This window comes from Rhodanobacter thiooxydans (genome assembly GCF_030291135.1).
Taxonomy (GTDB): Bacteria; Pseudomonadota; Gammaproteobacteria; order Xanthomonadales; family Rhodanobacteraceae; genus Rhodanobacter; species Rhodanobacter thiooxydans_A.
Window position 1 is genome coordinate 1,626,381 of sequence record NZ_CP127409.1, and the last position, 22,637, is coordinate 1,649,017.

17 protein-coding genes are annotated in these 22,637 nt (G+C 66.6%); 12 read left to right on the forward strand and 5 right to left on the reverse strand.

Annotation, left to right across the window (positions count from 1 at the left end; genetic code table 11):
- Positions 1 to 4 precede the first annotated feature (4 nt).
- Positions 5 to 694: a TerC family protein gene (locus QQA13_RS07300; RefSeq protein WP_108472341.1), complete on the reverse strand. Its 690-nt coding sequence runs from the start codon at positions 692 to 694 to the stop codon at positions 5 to 7.
- 283 nt (positions 695 to 977) lie between these two features.
- On the opposite strand from QQA13_RS07300, the gene QQA13_RS07305 reads away from it, so the two are divergent.
- From QQA13_RS07305 to QQA13_RS07315, 3 genes are all read left to right on the forward strand, one after another.
- Positions 978 to 2,429, forward strand: a complete 1,452-nt coding sequence (locus QQA13_RS07305; RefSeq protein WP_108472340.1) for a bifunctional 2-methylcitrate dehydratase/aconitate hydratase — start codon at positions 978 to 980, stop codon at positions 2,427 to 2,429.
- A 364-nt stretch (positions 2,430 to 2,793) separates the two neighbouring features.
- Positions 2,794 to 3,903 carry an OmpA family protein gene (locus tag QQA13_RS07310; protein ID WP_108472339.1) on the forward strand — a complete coding sequence of 370 codons (1,110 nt, stop codon included), beginning with the start codon at positions 2,794 to 2,796 and terminating at the stop codon, positions 3,901 to 3,903.
- 190 nt (positions 3,904 to 4,093) lie between these two features.
- The gene (locus QQA13_RS07315; RefSeq protein WP_199909856.1) at positions 4,094 to 4,801 is read left to right on the forward strand and encodes a pseudouridine synthase; all 708 of its coding nucleotides are present in this window, start codon (positions 4,094 to 4,096) and stop codon (positions 4,799 to 4,801) included.
- 6 nt (positions 4,802 to 4,807) lie between these two features.
- Here QQA13_RS07315 and kbl read toward each other — a convergent pair whose 3' ends face one another.
- From kbl to tdh, 3 genes are all read right to left on the reverse strand, one after another.
- Positions 4,808 to 6,007: a glycine C-acetyltransferase gene (gene kbl / locus QQA13_RS07320; protein ID WP_108472337.1), complete on the reverse strand. Its 1,200-nt coding sequence runs from the start codon at positions 6,005 to 6,007 to the stop codon at positions 4,808 to 4,810.
- An 85-nt stretch (positions 6,008 to 6,092) separates the two neighbouring features.
- Positions 6,093 to 9,746, reverse strand: a complete 3,654-nt coding sequence (locus QQA13_RS07325; RefSeq protein ID WP_108472336.1) for a DUF748 domain-containing protein — start codon at positions 9,744 to 9,746, stop codon at positions 6,093 to 6,095.
- Between the two features lie 136 nt (positions 9,747 to 9,882).
- The gene (gene tdh / locus QQA13_RS07330) at positions 9,883 to 10,917 is read right to left on the reverse strand and encodes an L-threonine 3-dehydrogenase (RefSeq protein ID WP_199909855.1); all 1,035 of its coding nucleotides are present in this window, start codon (positions 10,915 to 10,917) and stop codon (positions 9,883 to 9,885) included.
- 151 nt (positions 10,918 to 11,068) lie between these two features.
- Here tdh and QQA13_RS07335 point away from each other — a divergent pair, with 151 nt between their 5' ends.
- From QQA13_RS07335 to QQA13_RS07375, 9 genes are all read left to right on the forward strand, one after another.
- Positions 11,069 to 13,228: a S46 family peptidase gene (locus QQA13_RS07335; protein ID WP_108472335.1), complete on the forward strand. Its 2,160-nt coding sequence runs from the start codon at positions 11,069 to 11,071 to the stop codon at positions 13,226 to 13,228.
- Positions 13,229 to 13,345: 117 nt separating this feature from the next.
- Positions 13,346 to 15,508 carry a S46 family peptidase gene (locus QQA13_RS07340; protein WP_234411365.1) on the forward strand — a complete coding sequence of 721 codons (2,163 nt, stop codon included), beginning with the start codon at positions 13,346 to 13,348 and terminating at the stop codon, positions 15,506 to 15,508.
- Between the two features lie 79 nt (positions 15,509 to 15,587).
- Positions 15,588 to 16,556 (forward strand): tRNA (adenosine(37)-N6)-dimethylallyltransferase MiaA, encoded by a 969-nt coding sequence (gene miaA / locus QQA13_RS07345; RefSeq protein ID WP_108472333.1) that lies wholly within the window; start codon positions 15,588 to 15,590, stop codon positions 16,554 to 16,556.
- 133 nt (positions 16,557 to 16,689) lie between these two features.
- Positions 16,690 to 16,977: an RNA chaperone Hfq gene (gene hfq / locus QQA13_RS07350; protein WP_108472332.1), complete on the forward strand. Its 288-nt coding sequence runs from the start codon at positions 16,690 to 16,692 to the stop codon at positions 16,975 to 16,977.
- Positions 16,978 to 17,034: 57 nt separating this feature from the next.
- Positions 17,035 to 18,336 carry a ribosome rescue GTPase HflX gene (gene hflX, locus QQA13_RS07355; protein ID WP_108472331.1) on the forward strand — a complete coding sequence of 434 codons (1,302 nt, stop codon included), beginning with the start codon at positions 17,035 to 17,037 and terminating at the stop codon, positions 18,334 to 18,336.
- 180 nt (positions 18,337 to 18,516) lie between these two features.
- Positions 18,517 to 19,587, forward strand: coding sequence for an FtsH protease activity modulator HflK (gene hflK, locus QQA13_RS07360; protein ID WP_108472330.1), 1,071 nt, complete (start codon positions 18,517 to 18,519; stop codon positions 19,585 to 19,587).
- The gene (hflC, locus tag QQA13_RS07365; RefSeq protein ID WP_108472329.1) at positions 19,587 to 20,453 is read left to right on the forward strand and encodes a protease modulator HflC; all 867 of its coding nucleotides are present in this window, start codon (positions 19,587 to 19,589) and stop codon (positions 20,451 to 20,453) included. Before hflK ends, hflC begins: the two co-directional genes overlap by 1 nt.
- A gap of 9 nt (positions 20,454 to 20,462) precedes the next feature.
- Positions 20,463 to 20,645 carry a DUF2065 domain-containing protein gene (locus QQA13_RS07370; protein WP_108472328.1) on the forward strand — a complete coding sequence of 61 codons (183 nt, stop codon included), beginning with the start codon at positions 20,463 to 20,465 and terminating at the stop codon, positions 20,643 to 20,645.
- 65 nt (positions 20,646 to 20,710) lie between these two features.
- A complete protein-coding gene (locus tag QQA13_RS07375) occupies positions 20,711 to 22,003 on the forward strand; it encodes an adenylosuccinate synthase (protein ID WP_108472327.1) in 1,293 nt (430 codons plus the stop codon).
- A 73-nt stretch (positions 22,004 to 22,076) separates the two neighbouring features.
- Here QQA13_RS07375 and QQA13_RS07380 read toward each other — a convergent pair whose 3' ends face one another.
- Complete coding sequence (locus QQA13_RS07380; protein WP_108472326.1) at positions 22,077 to 22,589, reverse strand: winged helix-turn-helix transcriptional regulator; 513 nt, start codon at positions 22,587 to 22,589, stop codon at positions 22,077 to 22,079.
- Positions 22,590 to 22,637: the final 48 nt, after the last annotated feature.

Sequence of the window (22,637 nt, forward strand, 5' to 3'; positions counted from 1 at the left end):
GGCTTCAGCCGGTGGACGACTTCAGCCGCAGCCGTCGCCGCTGCAGCAACCAGCCGCCGCCGCAGATGGCGATCACGGCCAGTGCGTCCAGGGCGTACCTCGCCCAGGCGTGCGCGTCGAACCAGCCGCTGAGCAACTGGTCATGGGCGATCATGCGCCCGGCAGTGATCGCGATCGCGGCGGCGCCGATGTACATGATGAAAGGGAAACGGTCGATCAGCTTCAGGATCAGGGTGGAGCCCCAGACCACCAGCGGCACGCTGATCAGCAGGCCCAGGATGACCAGCAGCAGATGTCCCTTCGAGGCGCCGGCGATCGCCAGCACGTTGTCCAGGCCCATCAGTGCGTCGGCGGCGATGATCGTGCGCAGCGCGCTCCAGAACGTGTTGCCGGCCTTGATGTTGGGGCCCTCGTCGTCGCCGTGGTTAAGCAGCTTCCAGGCAATCGGCAGCAGCAGCACGCCACCGGCCAGCATCAATCCCGGCAGTTTCAGCAGGTAGACGACGACGGCGGTAAGTGCGAAACGGACCGCGACGGCACCGAACGTGCCCCAGAACACGGCCTTCTTCTGCAAGTCCTTGGGCAGGCGGCTGGCGGCCATGGCGATGACGATGGCGTTGTCGCCAGCCAGCACGAGGTCGAGCAGGATGATGGCCAGCAGGCCGGAGAAGAAGTCGTGGGCGGCAAAATCCATGGATGTTTCCATGCGCGTTGGACGATGCAGTGGGCACGGACACGCGCGGCCCGTAGCCACCGCAAAAGTCTCGTTCGCAGGACGACTGCCGGGTGACCGGAGCGATGCTTCGCTCGTGTTGACGATCACCACACCGTGACAAACGAACCGTCACGGGAACTACTCCCTTCTGGGTGTGCGGGGATTGTCGAGGTGCGGCATGGTCGCGGTCAAGCGACGCACGGAACATCCTCGCCTCCGTAGTCGGCTAAAATGACGGTTTTCCCTGCCGCGAGATTCCATCATGAGTGCGCACGACATCCGCTCCGCCGTCCGCCCCGATCCCGACCAGCCGCTGGTCGACATCGCCGATTACGTGGTCGACTACCAGATCGACTCGAAGGAGGCCTACGACACCGCGCGCTACATGCTGCTGGACTCGCTGGGCACCGCGATGCTGGCGATGAAGTTCCCCGAGTGCGTGAAGCACCTCGGCCCGCTGGTGCCGGGCGCCACGCTGCCGGGCGGTGCGCGCGTGCCGGGTACCAGCCACGAGCTGGACCCGGTGCAGGCCGCGTTCGCCATCGGCACGCAGATCCGCTGGCTCGACTTCAACGACACCTGGCTGGCGGCCGAGTGGGGCCACCCGTCGGACAACCTCGGCAGCATCCTGGCGGTGGGCGACTACCTCAGCCGCAAGGCGGAACGCGAGGGCGGCCAGCCACTGACCGTGCGCGACGTGCTCGGCTACGCCATCAAGGCGCACGAGATCCAGGGCTGCTACGCGCTGCTGAACAGCTTCAACCGGGTCGGCCAGGATCACGTGATCCTGGTGCGGCTGGCCTCCACCGCGGTGGCCACCGCGATGCTCGGCGGCGACAAGGAGCAGATCACCACCGCGGTGTCGCACAGCTGGATCGACAACGGCGCCCTGCGCACCTACCGCCACGCGCCGAACACCGGCCCGCGCAAGAGCTGGGCCGCCGGCGATGCCTGCCGCCGCGCAGTGACCCATGCCATCAATGCGGTGTACCGCGGCGTGGTCGGTTATCCCTCGGCACTGTCGGCGAAGACCTGGGGCTTCTACGACGTGGCGTTCAAGGGCAAGCCGTTCGAATTCGAGCGTCCGTTCGGCAGCTACGTGATGGAGAACGTGCTGTTCAAGATCAGCTACCCGGCCGAGTTCCACGCGCAGACCGCGGTGGAGTGCGCGATGAAGCTGCACGGAGAAGTGGCGGGCAGGCTCGACCAGGTCGAGAAGATCGTCATCGAGACGCAGGAAGCCGGCTGCCGCATCATCGACAAGACCGGCCCTCTGGCGAATTACGCCGACCGCGACCACTGCATCCAGTACATGGTGGCGGTGCCGCTGATCTTCGGCCGGCTGGTGGCCAGCGACTACAACGACGAAGTGGCTGCCGATCCCCGCATCGATGCACTGCGCGACAAGATGACGGTTATCGAGAATCCGCAATTCACGCGTGACTACTTCGACCCCACCAGGCGCTATATCGGCAATTCGGTGCAGGTGTTCTTCAAGGACGGCAGCAGCACGGAAAAAGTCTCGATCGATTATCCGATCGGCCATCGCAAGCGTCGCGCCGAAGGCATTCCGGTATTGCTGCGGAAGTTCGAGGCAGCCATGCGTGGCCATTTGCCGGCACATCAGGTCAAGGCGATCATGGCGGCTGCGGAGAATCCGGCACGGCTGGATGCGATGCCGCTGCATCACTTCCTGGGGCTCTTCACATTGTAAAGACGACGTGAGTGGAAGATTAAGGCAAGGGCGGAGTCCACTTGGAGGTTACGCCCCTGCCAGTCGCTTGCCATTCAACCGAGGAGCAGGCGTGAAGGCAGCTACACTGGGTCGGCACGGATTTCACAGGATTCAAGCGTGTGCAAACCCGTGTGAACTTTCCTGAACGAAGCCTCACCAGCAAATGACTTCATTAGTAGTTGCAGCATCCCCTGCTTAACGATTTTGCTACAATCCCCGCCGCTTGTCGCATAAACGCCAAGCAGGGGCTATCAAAAGCTCTGAGTGACGTAGTTCAGTTCTGACACGCGACTTCCGGTTGGGGTTGAACGGACGCGAAACCTAATAAATGAGGAGACACCTGATGAAACGTAAGGGCTTGTATTTTCTGATTGCGCTGGCCCTGGGCGGCGTAGGTGCCGTTCATGCGCAGGACACGGCTGCTCCCGCCACCACCGAGTCGGCTGCCTCATCCTATGACGGTCGCTGGTATATCGCGCCGACCGTGGGTGGTTATTACAACGACACCGATCGCAATACCAACAGCCGCCAGTTCTATTACGGCCTGGGCGTGGGTCGTTTCATTTCGTCGAACGCATCGATCGACCTGTTCGTGGATCGTACCAAGCGCAAAGTTGACGCAGGTGGCAAGTGGTCCAATAACACTGTCGGTGCCGCGGTGCGTTTCTATGCAGGTGACTGGAACGCCTGGCGTCCGTATCTGCTGGCCGGCGTGATGGGCAGCAACCACCAGTCGCACGGCGACCACGGCTGGTCGCCGGCGGCCGAGCTGGGCGGCGGCCTGTCCAAGACGGTCACCGACAGCTCCGATGTGCGCATCGAAGCCGGCTACCGTTACGACTGGGACAACAAGACCCAGCCGGCGCAGGACGGTTATGGCGACTGGTTCCTGGGCTTCAGCATCGTGTCGCGCTTCGGCGCTCCGGCTGCCGCTCCGGCTCCGGTTGCGGCTACCCCGCCTCCGGCTGATTGCTCGACGAAGGACAGCGATGGCGATGGCGTCAACGACTGCGAAGACAAGTGCCCGGGCACGGCTGCCGGCACGATCGTCGGTCCGGACGGCTGCCCGCAGAAGGTCGTGATCGACCTGCGCGGCGTGAACTTCAAGTACGACCGCCCGAAGAAGGGCGAGACCGACATCTCGAAGTCGCTGGCCGAGCCGAGCGCCGATTCGATCGCCGTGCTGAACCAGGCCATCGATACCCTGCAGCGTTACCCGCAGGTGAAGGTGACGGTTGCCGGTTACACCGACTCGAAGGGCACCGACGCGTACAACCAGTCGCTGTCCGAGCGTCGCGCCTCGATCGTCTACAACTACCTGACCAGCCATGGCATCAGTGCCAGCCGTCTGGAAGGCCCGATCGGCCACGGCGAGAGCAACCCGATCGGTGACAACGCCACCGACGCCGGTCGCGCGCAGAACCGTCGCACGGAGCTGCAGGTTCAGCAGTAATCGCACCGCAGCAACACGGCAATGAAAAAAACCCGGCTTCGGCCGGGTTTTTTTTCGCCCATCAGCCACTGATGCCCGTGGCGTGTCCTTGTCGTGCTGCGGTCATGGCCGATACGCTAGCGTGATGTCTCGCCCGCCTGGTTCTCGTCCCCCGCGCCCCGTCGTATCCGCGCAGTCACCGCGGCACGGGTTGGCCCGGGTGTTGTCCAAGCTGGGCGCCTGCTCGCGCAGCCAGGCCGAGCAGTGGGTTCGTGCCGGCCGCGTCAGCCTGGACGGGCGCGTGGTGCGCGATCCGTATCACCCGACCTTGATCGACCGGCAGCAGGTCGCCGTCGATGGCCGGCCGGTGAAGCCGGCCGAAGGTGTCTATGTGGTCTTCAATAAACCACGCGGGCTCGTGGTCAGCGCCGCCGACGAGCATGGTCGCGCCACCGTCTACGACGCGCTGGCGGCCGCCGGCCTGCCGTGGCTGGGGCCGGTCGGGCGGCTGGACAAAGCAAGCGAAGGCCTGTTGCTGCTCAGCAACGACACTGTCTGGGCAGCCGGCATCACCGACCCGGCCACGCATCTGGAGAAGACCTATCACGTGCAGGTAGCCGGTCAGCCGGATGCCGCAGTGCTGGCCGCGATGCTGACGGGTATCCATGATGCTGGCGACCTGCTGAAGGCGCGTCGCGCCATGCTGCTGCGTGCGGGCGAGAAAAATGCCTGGCTTGAGGTGGTACTGGACGAGGGGCGCAACCGGCATATCCGCCGGTTGCTGGCGGCCCTGGGTTTCGACGTGCTGCGGCTGATCCGGGTGGCAATCGGACCGCTTGCACTGGGCGAACTGGCGAAAGGGCAGTGGCGACAGTTGAGTGCGTATGAAGTGGAAGCGCTCGACACCCGCAAAGGCTGAGTGCCTTCAGTCGCCGATCACGCCCAGCTTCCGGCCCACCTTGGTGAATGCGGCAATGGCCCGGTCGAGATGCTCACGGGTATGCGCCGCGCTCATCTGCGTGCGGATGCGCGCCTGGCCCTGTGGCACCACGGGATAGAAGAAGCCGGTGACGTAGATACCTTCCTCCAGCAGGGCGGAAGCCATCGCCTGCGCCTTCGGCGCGTCGTAGATCATCACCGGCACGATCGGGTGCACGCCCGGCTTGATGTCGAAGCCGGCGGCGGTCATCCGCTCGCGGAAGTAGCGCGTGTTTTCCTTGAGCTTGTCGCGCAGGTCGCCGGCGCTGGCCAGCATGTCGAATACCTTGATCGCGGCGGCGACCACGTGCGGCGGCAGCGAGTTGGAGAACAGGTAGGGGCGCGAACGCTGACGCAACAGCTCGATCACTTCCTTGCGGCCGGTGGTGAACCCGCCGAGCGCACCGCCGAGCGCCTTGCCCAGCGTGCCGGTGAAGATGTCGATCTTGTCCATCACGCCGTTGACTTCGGCCGAGCCGCGGCCGCTGTCGCCGAGGAAGCCGGTGCAGTGGCACTCATCGATGTGCACCATCGCGTCGTATTTCGCCGCCAGTGCGGTGATCTGGTCGAGTTTGGCGATGAAGCCGTCCATCGAGAACGCACCGTCGCTGCTGATCAGCTTGGTGCGTGCGCCGGCCGCATCGGCTGCCTGCAGCTGTTTCTCCAGGTCGGCCATGTCGCTGTTGGCGTAGCGGAAGCGCTTGGCCTTGCACAGGCGGATGCCGTCGATGATCGAGGCGTGGTTCAACGCGTCGGAGATCACCGCGTCTTCCTCGCCCAGCAGCGGTTCGAACAGACCGCCGTTGGCGTCGAAGCAGGCAGCGTAGAGGATGGTGTCCTCGGTGCCGAAGAACGCGGCAATCTTCGCTTCCAGCTGCTTGTGCAGGTCCTGCGTGCCGCAGATGAAGCGCACGCTGGCCATGCCGAAGCCGTGCGTATCCAGCGCATCCTTGGCGGCCTGGATCACCGCGGGATGGTCGGCCAGGCCCAGATAGTTGTTGGCGCAGAAGTTCAGCACCCTGCGGCCGCCTTCCAGCTCGATCTCGGCCGACTGCGGCGAGGTGATGATGCGCTCGGCCTTGAACAGGCCCTGCTCGCGGATGGCGTCGAGTTCGCTGGCGTAGCGTGCCTTGGCTGAGTAGCTCATGGGGAATTCCGGCCTGTGGACAAAGCTCTATTTTGACCGCTTGGCGCGATGCTGGGAAGGAAGCTCGGGCATCGCATTCGCGGCGCTACTGCTTCAGGTCGAAATCCACGCGCGTGGTCTTGCCCTTGTCGTCGATGCCCTGGGCGTCGAGCTTCGGCTCCTGCAGCGCGACGCGTGCAGCGTCCAGCTTGCCCTTCAGCCACGCCTGCACCGCTGCGGCGCGGCGCTCGGCCAGCGCGCGCATGGCCTTGGCGTCGACCGCCACGCCGGTCTCCATCAGGCTGCGCATCTCGTCGGGTTCGAGCGATTTCTTCAGGCCGAGGAAGTTGCGTGGCTTGTCCTGGAGGTCATCGTGGCGGTAGGCACGCTTGAGGTATTTTTCGTATTCATCCGGGGTGACGTTGACCGCGGCCAGTGCCGCATCCGAGGTGTCGGCGGCCTTGCCTTCGGTGTCCAGCACCTTCTCGCGGCGCACCAGGTTCTCCACCGTGACCTTGCGCAGGCCATCCTGGTCCTTGCCCGGGTCGACCCGGCCGATGATGCCGAGCTTCAGCGATGGCTTCTGCTGCAGCAGGGTCACGATCTTGCCCAGGCGTTCCTGCGCCTTGGCGTCGAGCACTACCGAGCCCGGCGCGAACTCGATGTAGCCCAGATCCTCGTGGCTGCCGCCGAAGGCGCCGGCCAGCAGGCGGAACGGCGCGGTGGCGGCCTTGGCGATCAGGTTGCCGATGGCGCGCCAGATCAGGCCGCCCATGCTGAACTGCGGATCGTCCAGCGAGCCGGACACCGGCACGTTCACGTCGATGTTGCCCTGGGTGTCCTTGAGCAGCGCCACCGCCAGCTTCACCGGCAGGTGCCTGATGCCGGGACTCTCGTTGCGTGCGCCGAAAGTGAGCTGGGTGATGAAGATGTGGTTGTCCGCGTTGAGCTTGCGCTGGTCCAGCATGTAGTGGACGTCCACGTTGAGCTTGCCGGCGGTGATCGGGTAGCCGGTGTACTTGGTGGAGTAGGCGGCGAGGCGGGTGAGCTCCACCTCGCTGGCCTTGCCCTTGATGTCCAGGAACGCCACCGGCTGCAGCGGGTTGATGCTGCCGTCGATGTCCACCGGCGAATCGTCGTCCAGTGCCGCCTGCACTGACAGCGCGGCCGGTGGATCGCCCGGGGTGGTGCCGAACGCGCCGATCCTGCCGGTGAGTTTGGTGAGGTTGGCGGTGTAGTTGGGCTTGATGAAGTTGTCGGTGTAGTTGAGCTGGCCGTTGACCAGGGTGATGCCGCCGATATGGATGTCGGCCGGGGGCGCCGCCGGTGTCGCGGCTGCCGCGACCGACGTGCTGGTGGTCGCCGCCGGTGCGGGCGTTGCCGGCTTCGGTGGCGGCGTGGCCAGCGTGCCGGCCGCGCGGGTCACCGACACCGGTGCGGCTTCCGGCGAAGCGACCACGTCGGACAGGTTCAGCTTGCCGTCCGCGTTGATGATCATGCGGGCGTAGAACGAGGTCAGCGTCAGCGCGCCGATGCGTACACGCGGCGTGCCCGGACCGACATCGGCATCGAGGTTCGAGGCGCTGAGCGTGCGCCAGCGCAGGAAATCGTCGCCGCTGAGCTTGTCCTGCACGCGCACGCGCTCGAGTGCGACGTTGCCCCGGTAGCGCAGTTTCGGCACGCTGCCGCGGCCATCGTAGTGCAGCTTGCCGTTGCTGGTGAGCCTGGCGCCGGCCACGGTGACGTTCAGCGGCACGCTGATGTACGGCTCGAAGCGGGCGATGTCCAGCTGCTTCGTTTCCAGTTGCAGGTCGGCGCCCAGCGGTGAGGGCCGCAGTCTGCCGGAGGCAGCGAACGTACCCCGGTCGATGGCACCAGCCAGCTTGAACGGACGCGCCGCGTCCAGTTTGTCGTCCAGGTTGTCGATGCTGCCCTTGAGCGATTTCAGCTGGAGGCTGACGGGCCTGGCGCCGGCGGCCAGGTCGGTGAAGTCGAGTGTACCGTCATCGAGGCCGAGGTGGGCGATGCTCCAGCGCCAGGGTGGGCTGTGGTCCGCTGCGGCCTTGCGCTGATTGCCTGGTGGTGCCAGCAGTTCCAGCAGGCTGAGGGTGCCGTTGCGCTGGCGCTGCAGGTGCAGGTTGAGCTTGCTGGCGGTGACCGTGCCCAGCTGCGCCTGGCGGCTGGCCAGGTCGATCAGGCGGATCTCCGCCTGCAGCTTGCCCCAGGCCAGCGGGGTGCCGTGTTCCCTGGACGGCGCTGCGAGTGCGAAGTTGCTCACCGAGGCATGCGCGTCGGCGAGGTGCACGTTGACGGCCTTGCCCCAGTCGAGCTGCAGCTGGCCGTCGGCATCGAGCTTGCCCTGGGTCACTCGCGCGGCCATCGGCGCCGCCGCCTGCAGCGGGGCCACATCCACCTGGCGGAGGCCGAGATGGGTCGACAGCCGGCTGGCAGCCAGGTCCAGCGTGCCCTTGACCGACAACATGCCGCCGCCCAGCTGGGCGGTCAGGTCCATTCGCCCGACGGGCGCCGGCTGCAGGCTAAGGCCTTGCAGCGCGCCATGCAGACCGGTGAGGTCCAGCCTGTGCTGGCTGGCGTCGGTGTAGTGGATGGCGCTGCCGGTCAGTGCCAGCGAGGCGATGCGCAGGTCGGTCGGTGTCGTCGTGGTGGCGGGCGCAGCCGGTGCGGGGCCGGCTGTCAGGCTGTCGAAATTGCTGTGGCCACCTGCGCCCTGGGTGTAGTGGAGCTGCGCCTGGTCCAGTTGCAGCGCGCCCAGCCGGTAGCGCGAGAGCAGCGGTTGCACGTCGGCCAGCTCGGCGCTGCCGTGGCTGATTTCGAGGATGGGCTCGCCGTGGTTGCTGGCAAGCGCGAAGTTGTCCAGTTGCAGGTGGCCGGTCAGCTGCAATTGCGGCGTGGGTCGGGTCTGCACGAAGTGCAGGTCCAGGTTCCCGCCGAGCCGCCCCTTGGTGATGGCCAGCGGCAACGGTGTGGGGGCGTAGGCCAGGTAGCGCGGCAGGTCCAGCTGCTCGAACTGGAAATGCACGACCGCCTCGCGGGTATCGGTGAACGGCCTGGTCTGGCCGTCGATGCGCAGCGGGCTGCCGTCCACCTTCATGGCCAGCAGCGGCTGCACGAACACGTCGGTGTCGCTGGGCAGGTTGGCGATGAACGGGATGCCCAGTTCCAGTTGCTCGACGTGGTGGCTGGCCTTGCCCAGCTGGTCGTCGAACTGGATGTCGCCGGCGTGCACGGCGATGTTGGACAGCGAGAAACGCGCCGGCGGCGCCTTCGGGTCCGCGGGCTTCGAATCGTAGCGTTCCAGCAGGTCGCTGAAGTTGAAACGCCCGTCCGCGCTGCGCACGATGCGGATCTGCGGGTGCTGCAGGCGCAGTTCGTCCAGTACCGGCGCCCGGCGCAGCAGCGAGGTCCACGAAGCGTTAATCACCGCCTGGTCGATGTCCACGAACGGCGAGCGCCCGTCGCGGTCGGCGATGTGCAGGCGGTCCAGCTGCAGGCGCAGGGTGTAGGGATTGAAGTGCGCCGCGCCCAGCGTCACCGGCCGCGACAGGGCGGCGCTGGCGCGCTTCTCGATCTGGCTGCGGATGATCGGTGGTGCAGCGAAGAAGCCGAGCAGGCCGAACACCACCAGCACGATGGCGATGGTCAGCGCGGACTTGCGCGCGCGGTGTGAGTGATACAGCTGCCGGGCCTTGTCGCGGGCCGCCGCCAGGTGGGCGGCTGCCGTGGGATGAAGGGCATTCATGCGGACTTTCCGGTGGCGTCATGGGCCGGCGGCACCCGCCGGGCACTTCCTGCAGCCGGCAGCAACCGGCCGCAGGAAGTTTACGCAGATGCCGTGAAACCGGCGATGACAGACGGCGACTGTCGTCCTCCCTCGTTCAGCTCCAGGAGCAGACCACCTTGCCGCACTTGCCGGCGTCCATCAGGTCGAAGCCCTTCTGGAAGTCGTCGATGTGGATCTGGTGGGTGAGCACCTTCTGCAGCGGGAAGCCTGTCAGCACCATCTGGGTCATCTTGTACCAGGTCTCGTACATGCGCCGGCCGTAGATGCCCTGCAGAGTGAGGCCCTTGAAGATCACCTTGTCCCAGTCGATGCCGGCGCCCTTGGGCTGGATGCCGAGCAGGGCGATCTTGCCGCCGTGGTACATGCAGTCGAGCATGTCGTTGAACGCGCGCGGGTTGCCGCTCATCTCCAGGCCCACGTCGAAGCCTTCCATGTGCAGGTCCTTCATCACGTCCTTGAGCGACTGGTTGGCCACGTTGACCACCCGGGTGGCGCCCATGTCGGCGGCCAGCTTCAGGCGATAGTCGTTGACGTCGGTGACCACCACGTTGCGCGCGCCCACGTGCTTGGCGATGCCGGCGGCGATGATGCCGATGGGGCCGGCGCCGGTGATCAGCACGTCCTCGCCGATCATGTCGAATTCCAGAGCGCAGTGCGCGGCGTTGCCGTACGGGTCGAAGAACGCGGCCAGCTCGGACGGGATCTGGTCCGGGATCGGCCACAGGTTCGAAGCGGGCATGGCCATGTACTCGGCGAACGCGCCGTTGCGGTTCACGCCGATGCCGATCGTGTTCGGGCACAGGTGCTGGCGGCCCGCGCGGCAGTTGCGGCAGTGTCCGCAGACGATGTGGCCCTCGGCCGAGACGCGGTCGCCGACCTTGTAGCCGGTGACGCCGGGGCCGATCTCCACGATGCGCCCGACGAACTCGTGGCCGATGGTCAGGCCCGGCTTGATCGTGCGCTGGCTCCACTCGTCCCACTTGTAGATGTGCAGGTCGGTGCCGCAGATCGCGGTCTTCTCGATCTTGATCAGCACCTCGTTCGGGCCGACCTGCGGCAGCGGCACTTCTTCCATCCAGATGCCCTGTTCGGGCTTGCGCTTGACCAGGGCTTTCATCGTCTGCGGCATGGGGAATCCATCGGTTGGCCCGCGGAGCGGGCGGGGAAACGGCAATTATAGAGCGCGGTCGCCGGCGGCGGCTTTCGGGCCGGCATCTTGCCGGGAGCTGCGCGGCAAACTATGGTCGCAAGTTTATGCGATTGCTCACGAGGCCGGTTCGATGCGATTGAAGAGGATGTTGTGGTCCACCGCGGTGGCGATGTCGCTGAGTCCGCTGGCGCAGGCGGACGAGGGCATGTGGATGCCGTCGCAACTGCCGTCGATCGGCCAGCAGCTGAAGGCCGCCGGCTATCGGGGCGACCCCGCCGCGCTGGCCGACCTGACCCGGCCGCCGCTCAGCGCGGTGGTCAAGGTCGGCGGCGCCACCGGCGCCTTCGTCAGCGACCAGGGCCTGGTGCTGACCAACCACCACGTTGCGTTCGGCGTGATCCAGTACAACAGCAATGCGCAACGCAACCTGATCGAAGAGGGCTACGTGGCGGCCAGCCGCGGCGAGGAGCTGCCAGCCAACCCGGACTTCCGCCTGCGCGTCACGGTCGGCTTCGACCAGGTTACCGAGCAGGTGCTGGCCAACGCCCGCGGCAAGACCGGTCGCGCCTACTACGACGCGGTGGATGCGGCGAGCAAGGCGCTGGTCGCCGCATGCGAACGCGAGGCCGGCATGCGTTGCAGCGTCGCCAACATGTTCTACGGCCGCGACTTCTATCTGGTGAAGCAGCTGGAGCTGCGCGACCTGCGGCTGGTCTACACGCCGCCGCGCGCGATCGGCAACTACGGCGACGAAGTGGACAACTTCATGTGGCCGCGCCACAGCGGCGATTTCACCGTGCTGCGCGCCTACGTCGGGCCGGATGGCAAGCCGGCGGATTATGCGAAGGACAACAAGCCCTACACGCCGCCCGCGCACCTGCAGATCGCCCGCGAAGGCGTCAACGCTGGCGACTACGTGATGCTGGCCGGTTACCCCGGTACCACCTACCGCCACCGCAGCGCCGCCGAGTTCGCCGACCAGGTGCAGTGGCGCCTGCCTGCGTCGGTGGCGGCGATGAAGCAGCTGCAGACGGTGATCGAAGACGCCGGCGCGGCGGACGCGCAGGCGAAGATCCGCTACGCCTCGCAACTGCAGTCGCTGAAGAACGGCATCAAGCGCTACAGCGGCGAGCTGGAAGGCCTGCAGCGCAGCGATGCGGTCGCCGTGCGGCAGCAGGACGAAGCGGCGATGCTGGCCTGGCTGGACAAGCAGGGCACGGCGAAGGCGCTGCGCCCGCAGATCGACGCCGCGATGGCGGCGATCGCCGACGGCAACGCCACCCGCGAGCGCGACCTTCTGCTCGGCCTGCTCCAGTCGCAGACCCAGCTGATGCGCTCGGCGCTGCGCCTGCAACGGCTGGCGCACGAGCGCGGCAAGCCCGATGCCGAGCGCGAGAACGGCTACCAGCAGCGTGACGAGGAACTGATTGCCGGCGGCCTGCGCCAGGTCCAGCGCCGCTACGATCCGACCGTCGAGAAGCGCCTGCTGACGGCGCTGCTGATCCGCTATCAGCAACTGCCTGCTGCGCAGCACGTGGCCGAGTTCGATACCGCGTTCGGTCGTACTCCTGCCGAGCTGGCGACCACGCTGGATCGCGTCTACGCCACCACCAAACTCGGCGACGAAGCGCAGCGCCTGCGCTGGATGGATGCCAATGCGACAATGCTGGCCGCGACTGACGACAGCCTGCTGCAACTGGCTGCGAAACTGCAGCCGGCGCTGCTGCACATCGACGACGAGCGCAAGGCGCGTGAGGGCGAGCTGCTGCGCCTGCGTCCGGCCTACATGCAGGCGCTGATCGCCTATCGCGAACAGCAGGGCCGCGCGGTCTATCCGGATGCGAACTCCACCCTGCGCGTGAGCTACGGCAAGGTCACCCCGCTGAAGGCGCGTGACGCGGTGGGCTACGAACCGCTGACCAGCACCGCCGGTATCGTCGAGAAGAACACCGGCGTGGCGCCGTTCGATGCACCCAAGCCGCTGCTCGACGCGATCGCCAAAGCGGACTACGCCGGCTACCTGGACCCGAAGTCGGGCGTCATGCCGGTGAACTTCCTCAGCAACCTCGACACCACCGGCGGCAACTCCGGCTCACCGGTGTTGAACGCGAAGGGCGAACTGGTCGGACTCAACTTCGACAGCAACTGGGAGGCGGTCAGTGCCAGCTGGATGTTCGACCCGCGCTACAAGCGTGCGATCCACGTCGACATGCGCTACATGCGCTGGTTGATGGACAAGGTCTACCCGGCGCCGCAGCTGCTGAAGGAATTGGGCGTGCCGGCGCGCTGAATGTCGCAGGCATGACTTGCGGCATATGCCACGGCCGTCCGGGTCGGGCATAAGTCGTAAGTTATTGCGTCACCCTTTTGCCCGCTTTCGCGGGCAGATTTTCATCAGGAGATTTCCGTGCGTCGTCTATTGCTCGCTGCCGCCGTATCCATCGGCCTCATCTCGTCCGCCCACGCCGTCGAAGGCATGTGGCAGCCCGCCCAGTTGCCGGGCATCGCCGCCACGTTGCAACAGCATGGCCTGAAGCTGGATCCGAAGACGCTGACCGACCTCACCGCCTATCCGATGGGCGCGATCGTGAGCCTGGGCGGCTGCACCGCCTCGTTCGTCTCGCCGGAGGGCCTGGTGGTGAGCAACCACCACTGCGTCTACGGCGCGCTGCAGCTGAACTCCACGCCGGAGAACAACCTGATCGAGCAGGGCTTCCTGGCGAAGACCCAGGCGGATGAACTCTCCGCCGGCCCGTCCTCGCGCATCTTCGTCACCGAGGAAATCCGCGACGTCACCAAGGCGATCACCGCGAAACTCACCAATGACATGAGCGGCGCCGAGCGCTACAAGGCGATCGAACTGGCGATCAAGGAGCAGGTCAAGGCCTGCGAGAGCGAAGGCTACCGCTGCGACGTCTACACCTTCCACGGCGGCTACAGCTACCAGCTGATCAGGCAGCTGGAGATCAAGGACGTGCGCCTGGTCTACGCACCGCCGGAATCGATTGGCAAGTTCGGCGGCGACATCGACAACTGGATGTGGCCGCGCCACACCGGCGACTTCGGTTACCTGCGAGCCTACGTCTCGAAGGACGGCAAGTCCGCGGCGTTCTCCAAGGACAACGTGCCGTACCAGCCGAAGCACGTGCTCAAGGTGAATCCGCACGGCGTGGAGCAGGGCGACTACGTGATGGTGGTGGGCTACCCGGGCCGCACCAACCGCTACCGCCTCGCCGACGAGGTGCAGAGCTCGATCGACTGGGTCTATCCGACCCAGATCAAGGTGTACGAGGACACGCTCAACATCATCAACACCGCCGGCAAGGCCGACCCCAAGGTGGCAGTGAAGTACGCCAGCATGGTCGCCGGCCTCAACAACTACCTGAAGAACTTCGGCGGCCAGCTCGAAGGCCTGCATCGCGCCGATGCGGTCACGGTGAAGCGGGAACAGGAAGCGGCACTCGAGGGCTGGCTGAAGCAGCAGGGCGGGGCAGAAAACGCCGCCCTGGCCGCCGACATCGGCAAGCTGCGCCAGCAGATCGCCGCCGACCAGGCCAACCGCGAGCGCAACCTGGCCATCAGTCTGGTCAGCCGCGCCCAGCTGTTCAGCACCGCGGTCCGCCTGACTCACCTGGCCAAGGAACGGCCCAAGGCCGACCTCGACCGCGATGCCGGCTACCAGCAGCGCGACTGGGTGCGCATCGAAGGCGGCCTGAAGCAGATGGATCGCCGCTACGACCCGGGCGTCGACCAGCAGTTCATGGTCTATGGCCTCAAGCGCTACGTGGCCTTGCCGCAGGCGCAGCGCCTGCCCGCATTGGATGCATGGTTGGGTGGCGCGAACACCGAGGCCGCGATCAAGGCGAAGGTTGCCTCGCTGTATGCCGGCAGCAAACTCGGCAACGTCGACGAGCGCATGAAGTGGTTCGGCGCCGACAGCAAGGCGATAGACGCCAGTCAGGACAGCATGCTCAAGCTGGCCCGTGCGGTGCAGCCGCAGCTGAAGACGCTGGAAGACCAGGCCGACGCCCGCGACGGCGAGCTGAGCAAGCTGCGCCCACGCTACATGCAGGCGATGATCGCCTGGAAGGACTCGCAGAAGCTACCGGTCTATCCTGATGCGAACAGCTCGCTGCGCGTCACCTTCGGCAACGTGCAGGGCGTGGCGCCGCGCGACGGCGTCAGCTACGCGCCGTTCACCACCGCGCAGGGCATCGTTGAGAAGGACACTGGCATCGAGCCGTTCAACTCGCCCAAGGCCGAGCTGGCCGCGATCAAGGCGAAGGCCTTCGACGGTTATGCCTCGCCGAAGCTGGGCACGCTGCCGGTCAACTTCCTCGCCGACCTCGACATCACCGGCGGCAACTCCGGCTCGCCGGCGATGGACGCGAACGGCCAGCTGGTCGGCCTGGCGTTCGACGGCAACTGGGAGTCGGTCAGTGGCGACTGGCTGTTCAACCCGCAGCTCAACCGTTCGATCCAGGTCGACGTGCGCTACATGCTGTGGGTGATGCACCACCTCGACCACGCCGACAACCTGCTGAAGGAAATGGGCGTGCCGGCGAAGTAAGCCGTCCGTTCGCGCAAGTCCCGGGGCCCGCGTCGTCGACGCGGGCCTCTTGCGTTGTGGCAGCCTCTAAACTAGCGCGATGCCGATCGACACCCGTCCCCTCGCCATCTTCCTGATGGGCCCCACCGCCTCCGGCAAGACCGCGCTGGCGTGCGGGCTGAGCGAGCGGTTTCCGCTGGATCTGGTCAGCGTCGATTCGGCGCTGGTCTACCGCGGCATGGACATCGGCACGGCGAAACCCGACCCGGCGACGCTGGCGCGCCATCCGCATGCGCTGGTCGATATCCGCGATCCGGCCCAGCCGTATTCGGCGGCGGATTTTTGCGCTGATGCGCTGCCGGTGATGCAGCGGATCAGTGCACAGGGCAGGGTGCCGCTGCTGGTCGGCGGCACCGGGCTGTACTTCCGCGCGTTGCAGCAGGGGCTGTCCGACTTGCCGGAAGCCGACCCGGCGACCCGCGCGCGACTGGCCGCCGAGGCGCGGCAACTGGGCTGGCCAGCCATGCATGCGCGGCTGGCCAGCCTCGACCCGACTGCCGCCAGCCGGATCGGCTGCAACGACGTGCAGCGCCTGCAGCGCGCACTGGAAGTGATCGAACTGACCGGCCGGCCATTGTCCGAACTGCAGCGTGGCGGTGCGGCGGCGCGCTTCCCGTGGCGCGTGCTGAAGCTGGCACTGCTGCCGGTCGACCGGCAGGTTTTGCACGAACGCATCGCCCGGCGTTTCGATGCGATGCTGGCGGAGGGTTTCCTGGACGAGGTGCGCGTGCTGCGTGCCCGCGGCGACCTGCATGCCGACCTGCCGGCGATCCGTGCGGTCGGCTACCGGCAGGCATGGGAACACCTGGACGGCCTGACCGACCCGGCCGAATTCCGCGACCGAGCCATCTACGCCACCCGCCAGCTGGCCAAGCGGCAGATCACCTGGCTGCGCAGCGACTTTGGCGCCCGCCTGTTCGACCCGGACCAGCCTGGGCTGGCTGCCCGCGCCGTCACCGCCGTACAGCTGTTTCTGGGTGGGCCGGGCGGGTCAGCGCCGCCAGCGTGACCCAGTGCACTTGCGCCGCGCAAAAATCTTCTTTCATCAAGTATTTGAAAGCAGTTAACATCCCGGTCATGTTGGACCGGGGCGCCATCGGCGTTTTTTCTCCGGTCTGTCCGTGGCAAGGGGAGAACAAGAAATGTCCAAGGGGCAGTCGTTGCAGGATCCGTTTCTGAATGCGTTGCGGCGCGAACGCGTGCCGGTGGCCATCTATCTGGTCAATGGCATCAAGTTGCAGGGGACGGTCGAGTCGTTCGACCAGTTTGTGGTGTTGTTGCGCAACCAGGTGAGCCAGATGGTCTACAAGCACGCCATCTCCACCGTGGTGCCGAGCCGCAACGTACGTATCGGCAATGGTCACGACGGCCATGACGGCCACGACCATCCGTCCGACGCGCCGGCCACGTCCGCCGACGCGGACGCTTGATAGAGGGGCGGCCCGCCCGCATGAAGTGGGTCTGCTCCTGAAGGATCACACCCACTAGTGTTCGATAGACAAAAGAAAGGCGATCGCGCCGTCCTGGTCCTGCCGCATTCCCGCGGCGAAGGCGACGCGGTGCGGCGCGCGGCGGAATTCGCCGAACTGGTGAAATCCGCCGGGGCCGAGGTGCTGGGCGTGATCAGCGCGCGCGTCGAAGATCCCAACCCGCGCTATTACATCGGCAGTGGCAAGGCGAATGAAGTGGCCGAGGCGGCGCGCGCACTGGAGGCGGACCTGGTGCTGGTCGACCACCTGCTGACCCCGGTGCAGGAACGCAACCTGGAAAAACACCTGGGTATCCGCGTGGTCGATCGTGCCGGCCTGATCCTGGACATCTTCGCCCAGCGCGCCCGTTCGCACGAAGGCAAGCTGGAGGTGGAGCTGGCCCAGTTGAAGCATCTGGCCACCCGGCTGGTACGCGGCTGGACCCATCTGGATGCCCAGCGCGGCGGCGCCATCGGCAACCGCGGTCCCGGCGAAACCCAGCTGGAAACCGACCGCCGCCTGCTCGGCGAGCGGGTCAAGATGCTCACCAAACGGCTGGAAAAGGTGCAGACCCAGCGCGGCCAGCAACGCCGCGCGCGGCTGCGCAACACGGTGCCGCGCGTCGCCCTGGTCGGTTACACCAACGCCGGCAAGTCGACCCTGTTCAATGCGCTGACCACCGGCGACGTCTACGCCGCCGACCAGTTGTTCGCCACGCTGGATCCCACCGTGCGCAAGCTGGAGGACCTCAGCTGCGGCCCGGCGGTGCTGGCCGATACCGTCGGCTTCATCCGCGAGCTGCCGCACGACCTGGTCGCCGCGTTCCGCGCCACCCTGGCCGAGGCGCGCGACGCCGACCTGCTGCTGCACGTCAGCGACGCCGCCGACGAGGAGCGCGAGCGCCTGCACCGCGTGGTCGACAACGTGCTGGAGGAGATCGACGCCGGCGACGTACCGCAGTTGCATGTGATGAACAAGATCGACCTGGCCGGCGCCGAGCCGCGGCTCGAGCGTGACGGTACCGGCAAGCCGGTGCGGGTCTGGTTGTCCGCCGCCACCGGCGCCGGGCTGGACCTGTTGCGCCAGGCGCTGGGTGAGTTGCTCGGCGGCGAACGCGTGCAGTCGGCGTTGCAGCTGCCGCTGTCGGCCGGGCGCCTGCATGCGCGGCTGAAGGCGGCCGGTGCGATCACCGGCGAGACGGTGGACGAGCACGGCTGGCAGCTGCGCATCGATGCGCCGCGCAGCGTGATCGCCCCGCTCAGCGGCGGCGATCCCACCGAGACCCGGCTGCTGCGCCAGTTGCTGGCCGTGGCGGAATGACGCCAGCGCACCACGCGCGGCGCGAGCCGCGCTCTGCTAGAATCCCCGCTGTTTGCGCGGTCCCGAAAGGTGGCCGGCGCGGTACTCCGACAGCTTTGGCTGAATCTCATGTGTAACCCGGTGCAGCGCGTGTTCCGGCCGTGGTTGCCGGCCTCCCGACGGCCCCTAGGAGACTGACTCGTGGCATGGAATGAACCCGGCAACAACGGGCAACGTGATCCGTGGAACAGGAATCGCCAGGGTGGCAAGTCGCCGCTGGACGACCTGCTCAACAACGCCAGGAAGCGCCTGGGCAAACTGGGGCAGGGGCCCGGCAGCCTGCTCACCGGCGTGGTGGTGGTGCTCGTCGTCGGCCTGCTGTTCAGCAGCTACACCATCATCGGCGCGCGCCAGGCCGGCGTGGTGCTGCGCTTCGGCGAGTACTCGCGCACCTTGCCGCCGGGCTTCCACCTGAAGCTGCCGCAGCCGATCGAGTCGGTCACCAAGGTCGAGGCCACGCGCATCCGCTCGGTCACCGACAAGGTGGCGATGCTGACCAAGGACGAGAACATCATCACGATCGACTTCACCGTGCAGTACCAGGTGGACGATTCGCGCAAGTACCTGTTCTCGCTGAACGACCCGGACGGGACCATCGGCGCCGCCGCCGAAGCCGCGGTGCGCTCGGTGATCGGCAGCAGCGACATGGACCAGATCCTGTCCGCCGCCGGCGCCAGCCTGGTCACCCAGGCGCAGGAAACCCTGCAGAAAACCCTGGACACCTACGACTCCGGCCTGCGCGTCACCGAGGTCAGCTTCCAGAACGTGGCGCCGCCGAACGAGGTGAAGGACGCGTTCGATGACGTCAACAACGCCCGCGAGGACAAGCAGAGCATCGAGAACGCCGCCCTGGCCTATTCCAGCAAGGTGGTGCCGGTAGCACGCGGCGATGCCGCGCGCATCGCCGCCGAGGCCGCTGGCTACAAGGCCGAGCGCGTGGCCCGGGCCACCGGTGACGCCGCCCGCTTCGAGCTGCTGCTGAAGCAGTACAAGGCCGCGCCGGAAGTGACCCGCAAGCGGCTGTGGCTGGAAACGATGGAACAGGTGATGGCGAAGAACCCCAAGGTGATCGACGGCTCCAACGGCCGCAACATCATCAACCTGCCGGCGCTGCAGGGCGCACCGACCGCGGCGCAGCCTGACGCGGGCACGACCGGTGCGGTGGTGTCGCCGCCGACCGGCAGCACGGCCGGCAAGGGGACGCAGCCATGATGAAGGTCGGTTCCATCATCATCGCGGTCCTGCTCGTCCTGCTTGGCCTGAACAGCATGTTCGTGGTCAGCGAAGGGCACAGCGCGCTGCTGCTGCAGTTCGGCCGCATCGTGCGTACCGACTACCAGCCGGGCCTGCACTTCAAGCTGCCGGTGATCCAGCAGGTGATGCACTTCGACAAGCGCATCCTGTCGCTGGACGCGCCGCCGGAGCGCTACTTCACCTCCGAGAAGAAGAGCGTCAACGTCGACTTCTACGTGAAGTGGCGCGTGGCCGACAACGCCGCGTACTACCGCGCCACCGGCGGCGACCAGCTGCAGGCCGCGCAGCGGCTCACCCCGATCGTGAAGGACGCGCTGCGCTTCGAGTTCAACGCGCGCACCTTGCCCGACCTGATCTCCGGCGGGCGCAAGGACATCACCGAACGGGTGCGTGCGCAGACCGACGCCTCGGCGCGCAAGAACCTCGGCATCGCCGTGGTCGACGTGCGCATCAAGCGCATCGACCTGCCGAACGAGGTCAGCGAGTCGGTGTACAAGCGCATGCGCGCCGAGCGCCTGCAGCTGGCCAACGAGCTGCGCTTCACCGGCCAGGAAGCGGCCGAGAAGATCCAGGCCGACGCCGATCGCCAGGGCCAGGTGCTGCGCGCCGACGCCCAGCGCGACGCGGCCAAGGTGAAGGGCGAGGGCGACGCGGAAGCGGCCGCCATCTACGCGCAGGCGTACACCCAGGACCCGGAGTTCTTCACGTTCTATCGCAGCCTCGCCGCGTACCGTACCTCGTTCGAGGACGGCAAGGGCGTGCTGATCCTGAAGCCCGACGACGAGTTCCTGCGCTACTTCGGCCAGCCCGCGCAGAAGCGCTGAGTCGCCCCGATGCACCAGCTGGCTGTCGCGTTGTGCCTGATGCTGGTGATCGAGGGTCTGCTGTTGTTCGCGGCGCCGCAAGGCTGGCAGGCGATGGTGCGCGAGGCGCTGAAACTGCCGCCGCGCACCTTGCGGCTGTTCGGCGCCGGTGCGATGGCGGCCGGGCTGATGCTGTTGCAGTTTTTCCATTGATTCACGTGTGCTCCCGTCGACGGGAAGCCACCAACCTGATCGAGAACATCTCGGAGTAATGCAGCATGGGCAAGTCAGTAGTCATTCTGGGTGCGCAGTGGGGCGACGAGGGCAAGGGCAAGATCGTCGACCTGCTGACCGAGCGGGTCAGCGCGGTGGCGCGCTTCCAGGGCGGCCACAACGCCGGCCACACGCTGGTGATCAAGGGCAAGAAGACCGTGCTGCACCTGATCCCCTCAGGCATCCTGCGCGATGATGCGCTGTGCCTGATCGGCAACGGCGTGGTGCTGTCGCCGGCCGCGCTGATGACCGAGATCGCCGAGCTCGAGGCGAACGGCGTCGAGGTGCGTTCGCGCGTGAAGATCAGCCCGGCCACGCCACTGATCATGCCGTACCACATCGCGGTGGACAAAGCGCGCGAGATCGCCGCCGGCGGCAAGGCCATCGGCACCACCGGCCGCGGCATCGGCCCAGCCTACGAGGACAAGGTCGCCCGTCGCTCCATCCGCGTGGCCGACCTGATGTATCCGCACGAGCTGCCGGCGCTGCTGAAGACCGCCGTCGAATACCACAACTTCATCCTCACCCAGTGGCTGAAGGCCGAGCCGGTCGATTACGACGCCGTGCTGAAGGACGCGCTGGCCTGGGGCGAGTACATCCGCCCGCTGGTCGACGACGTCGCCACCATCCTGCACGACGTGCGCAAGGAAGGCGGCAACATCCTGTACGAAGGTGCGCAGGGCGCGCTGCTCGACATCGACCACGGCACCTATCCGTACGTCACCTCGTCCAACACCACCATCGGCGGCGCGCTTGCCGGTACCGGCGTGGGCGTGGGCGACATCGACTATGTGCTGGGCATCTGCAAGGCCTACGCCACCCGCGTCGGCAGCGGCCCGTTCCCGACCGAGCTGCACGACGAGATGGGCGAGCTGCTGCGCAAGAAGGGCAACGAATTCGGCGCCAGCACCGGCCGCCCGCGTCGCTGCGGCTGGATCGATCTGGTCGCGCTGAAGCGCGCCACCCAGATCAACGGCATCAACGGTCTGGCCATCACCAAGCTCGACGTGCTCGATGGCCTGGACACGGTCAAGGTCTGCATCGCCTACGAATACCGGGGCAAGCGCCGCGAACTGGCGCCGCTCGACGCGGACGGCTGGGACGAGTGCAAGCCGGTCTACCTGGAATTCCCCGGCTGGCAGGAATCCACCGCCGGAATCCGCGACTGGAACCAGTTGCCGCCCGCCGCCCGCGCCTACCTGCGCGCGGTCGAGGAACTGTCCGGCTGCAAGCTGGCCCTGGTCGCCACCGGCGCCGACCGCGACGACACCATCAGCCTCGACGATCCGTTCGCCTGATCGCCACCGCTCCACCGCATCACGCGAAAGGCCCCGCCATGCGGGGCTTTTTCGTTTCCGTCGTCGGCACGGTTCACCCCGCGGCGTCGCCTTCGCTGCGCCCGCCACGCTCGCCCACCGGCAGGCTCAGCGTTTCCTTGATCTCTTCCATCACGATGTAGCTTTTCGAATCGCGCACGTTTGGCAGGGTGAGCAGGGTATTGCCGAGCAGCTTGCGGTACGAGGCCATGCCCGAGATGCGCGCCTTGATCAGGTAGTCGAACGCACCCGAGACGAGGTGGCACTCCAGCACGTTGGGCAGGCGCAGCGCGGCGTTGCGGAACTCCTCGAAGATGTCGCCCGACTTGTAGGCCAGGCTGATCTCCACGAACACCAGCAGGCCGGCGCCGACCAGGTGCGGGTCGAGTCGCGCGTGGTAGCCGGTGATCACGCCGTCGCGCTCCAGCCGACGCACGCGCTCGGTGCACGGCGTGGTGGACAGGCCGACCCGCTCGCCCAGCTCGGTGAACGAGATGCGCCCCTCGTCCTGCAGCACGCGGAGGATTTTCCGGTCGATTTTGTCGAATTCCTGCCGCTTCGCTGCCATATGTCCACCATGGATTGCCAATTTGGCAGTGATATTAACTGCGATAAT

Coding starts and splice junctions, on each gene's coding strand:
- QQA13_RS07335 (WP_108472335.1), top strand. CDS start 11,069: ATGCGATTGAAGAGGATGTTGTGGTCCACCGCGGTGGCGATGTCGCTG.
- miaA (WP_108472333.1), top strand. CDS start 15,588: ATGCCGATCGACACCCGTCCCCTCGCCATCTTCCTGATGGGCCCCACC.
- QQA13_RS07305 (WP_108472340.1), top strand. CDS start 978: ATGAGTGCGCACGACATCCGCTCCGCCGTCCGCCCCGATCCCGACCAG.
- QQA13_RS07300 (WP_108472341.1), bottom strand. CDS start 694: ATGGATTTTGCCGCCCACGACTTCTTCTCCGGCCTGCTGGCCATCATC.
- QQA13_RS07380 (WP_108472326.1), bottom strand. CDS start 22,589: ATGGCAGCGAAGCGGCAGGAATTCGACAAAATCGACCGGAAAATCCTC.
- hfq (WP_108472332.1), top strand. CDS start 16,690: ATGTCCAAGGGGCAGTCGTTGCAGGATCCGTTTCTGAATGCGTTGCGG.
- QQA13_RS07375 (WP_108472327.1), top strand. CDS start 20,711: ATGGGCAAGTCAGTAGTCATTCTGGGTGCGCAGTGGGGCGACGAGGGC.
- QQA13_RS07310 (WP_108472339.1), top strand. CDS start 2,794: ATGAAACGTAAGGGCTTGTATTTTCTGATTGCGCTGGCCCTGGGCGGC.
- QQA13_RS07325 (WP_108472336.1), bottom strand. CDS start 9,746: ATGAATGCCCTTCATCCCACGGCAGCCGCCCACCTGGCGGCGGCCCGC.
- kbl (WP_108472337.1), bottom strand. CDS start 6,007: ATGAGCTACTCAGCCAAGGCACGCTACGCCAGCGAACTCGACGCCATC.
- hflC (WP_108472329.1), top strand. CDS start 19,587: ATGAAGGTCGGTTCCATCATCATCGCGGTCCTGCTCGTCCTGCTTGGC.
- QQA13_RS07370 (WP_108472328.1), top strand. CDS start 20,463: ATGCACCAGCTGGCTGTCGCGTTGTGCCTGATGCTGGTGATCGAGGGT.
- tdh (WP_199909855.1), bottom strand. CDS start 10,917: ATGCCGCAGACGATGAAAGCCCTGGTCAAGCGCAAGCCCGAACAGGGC.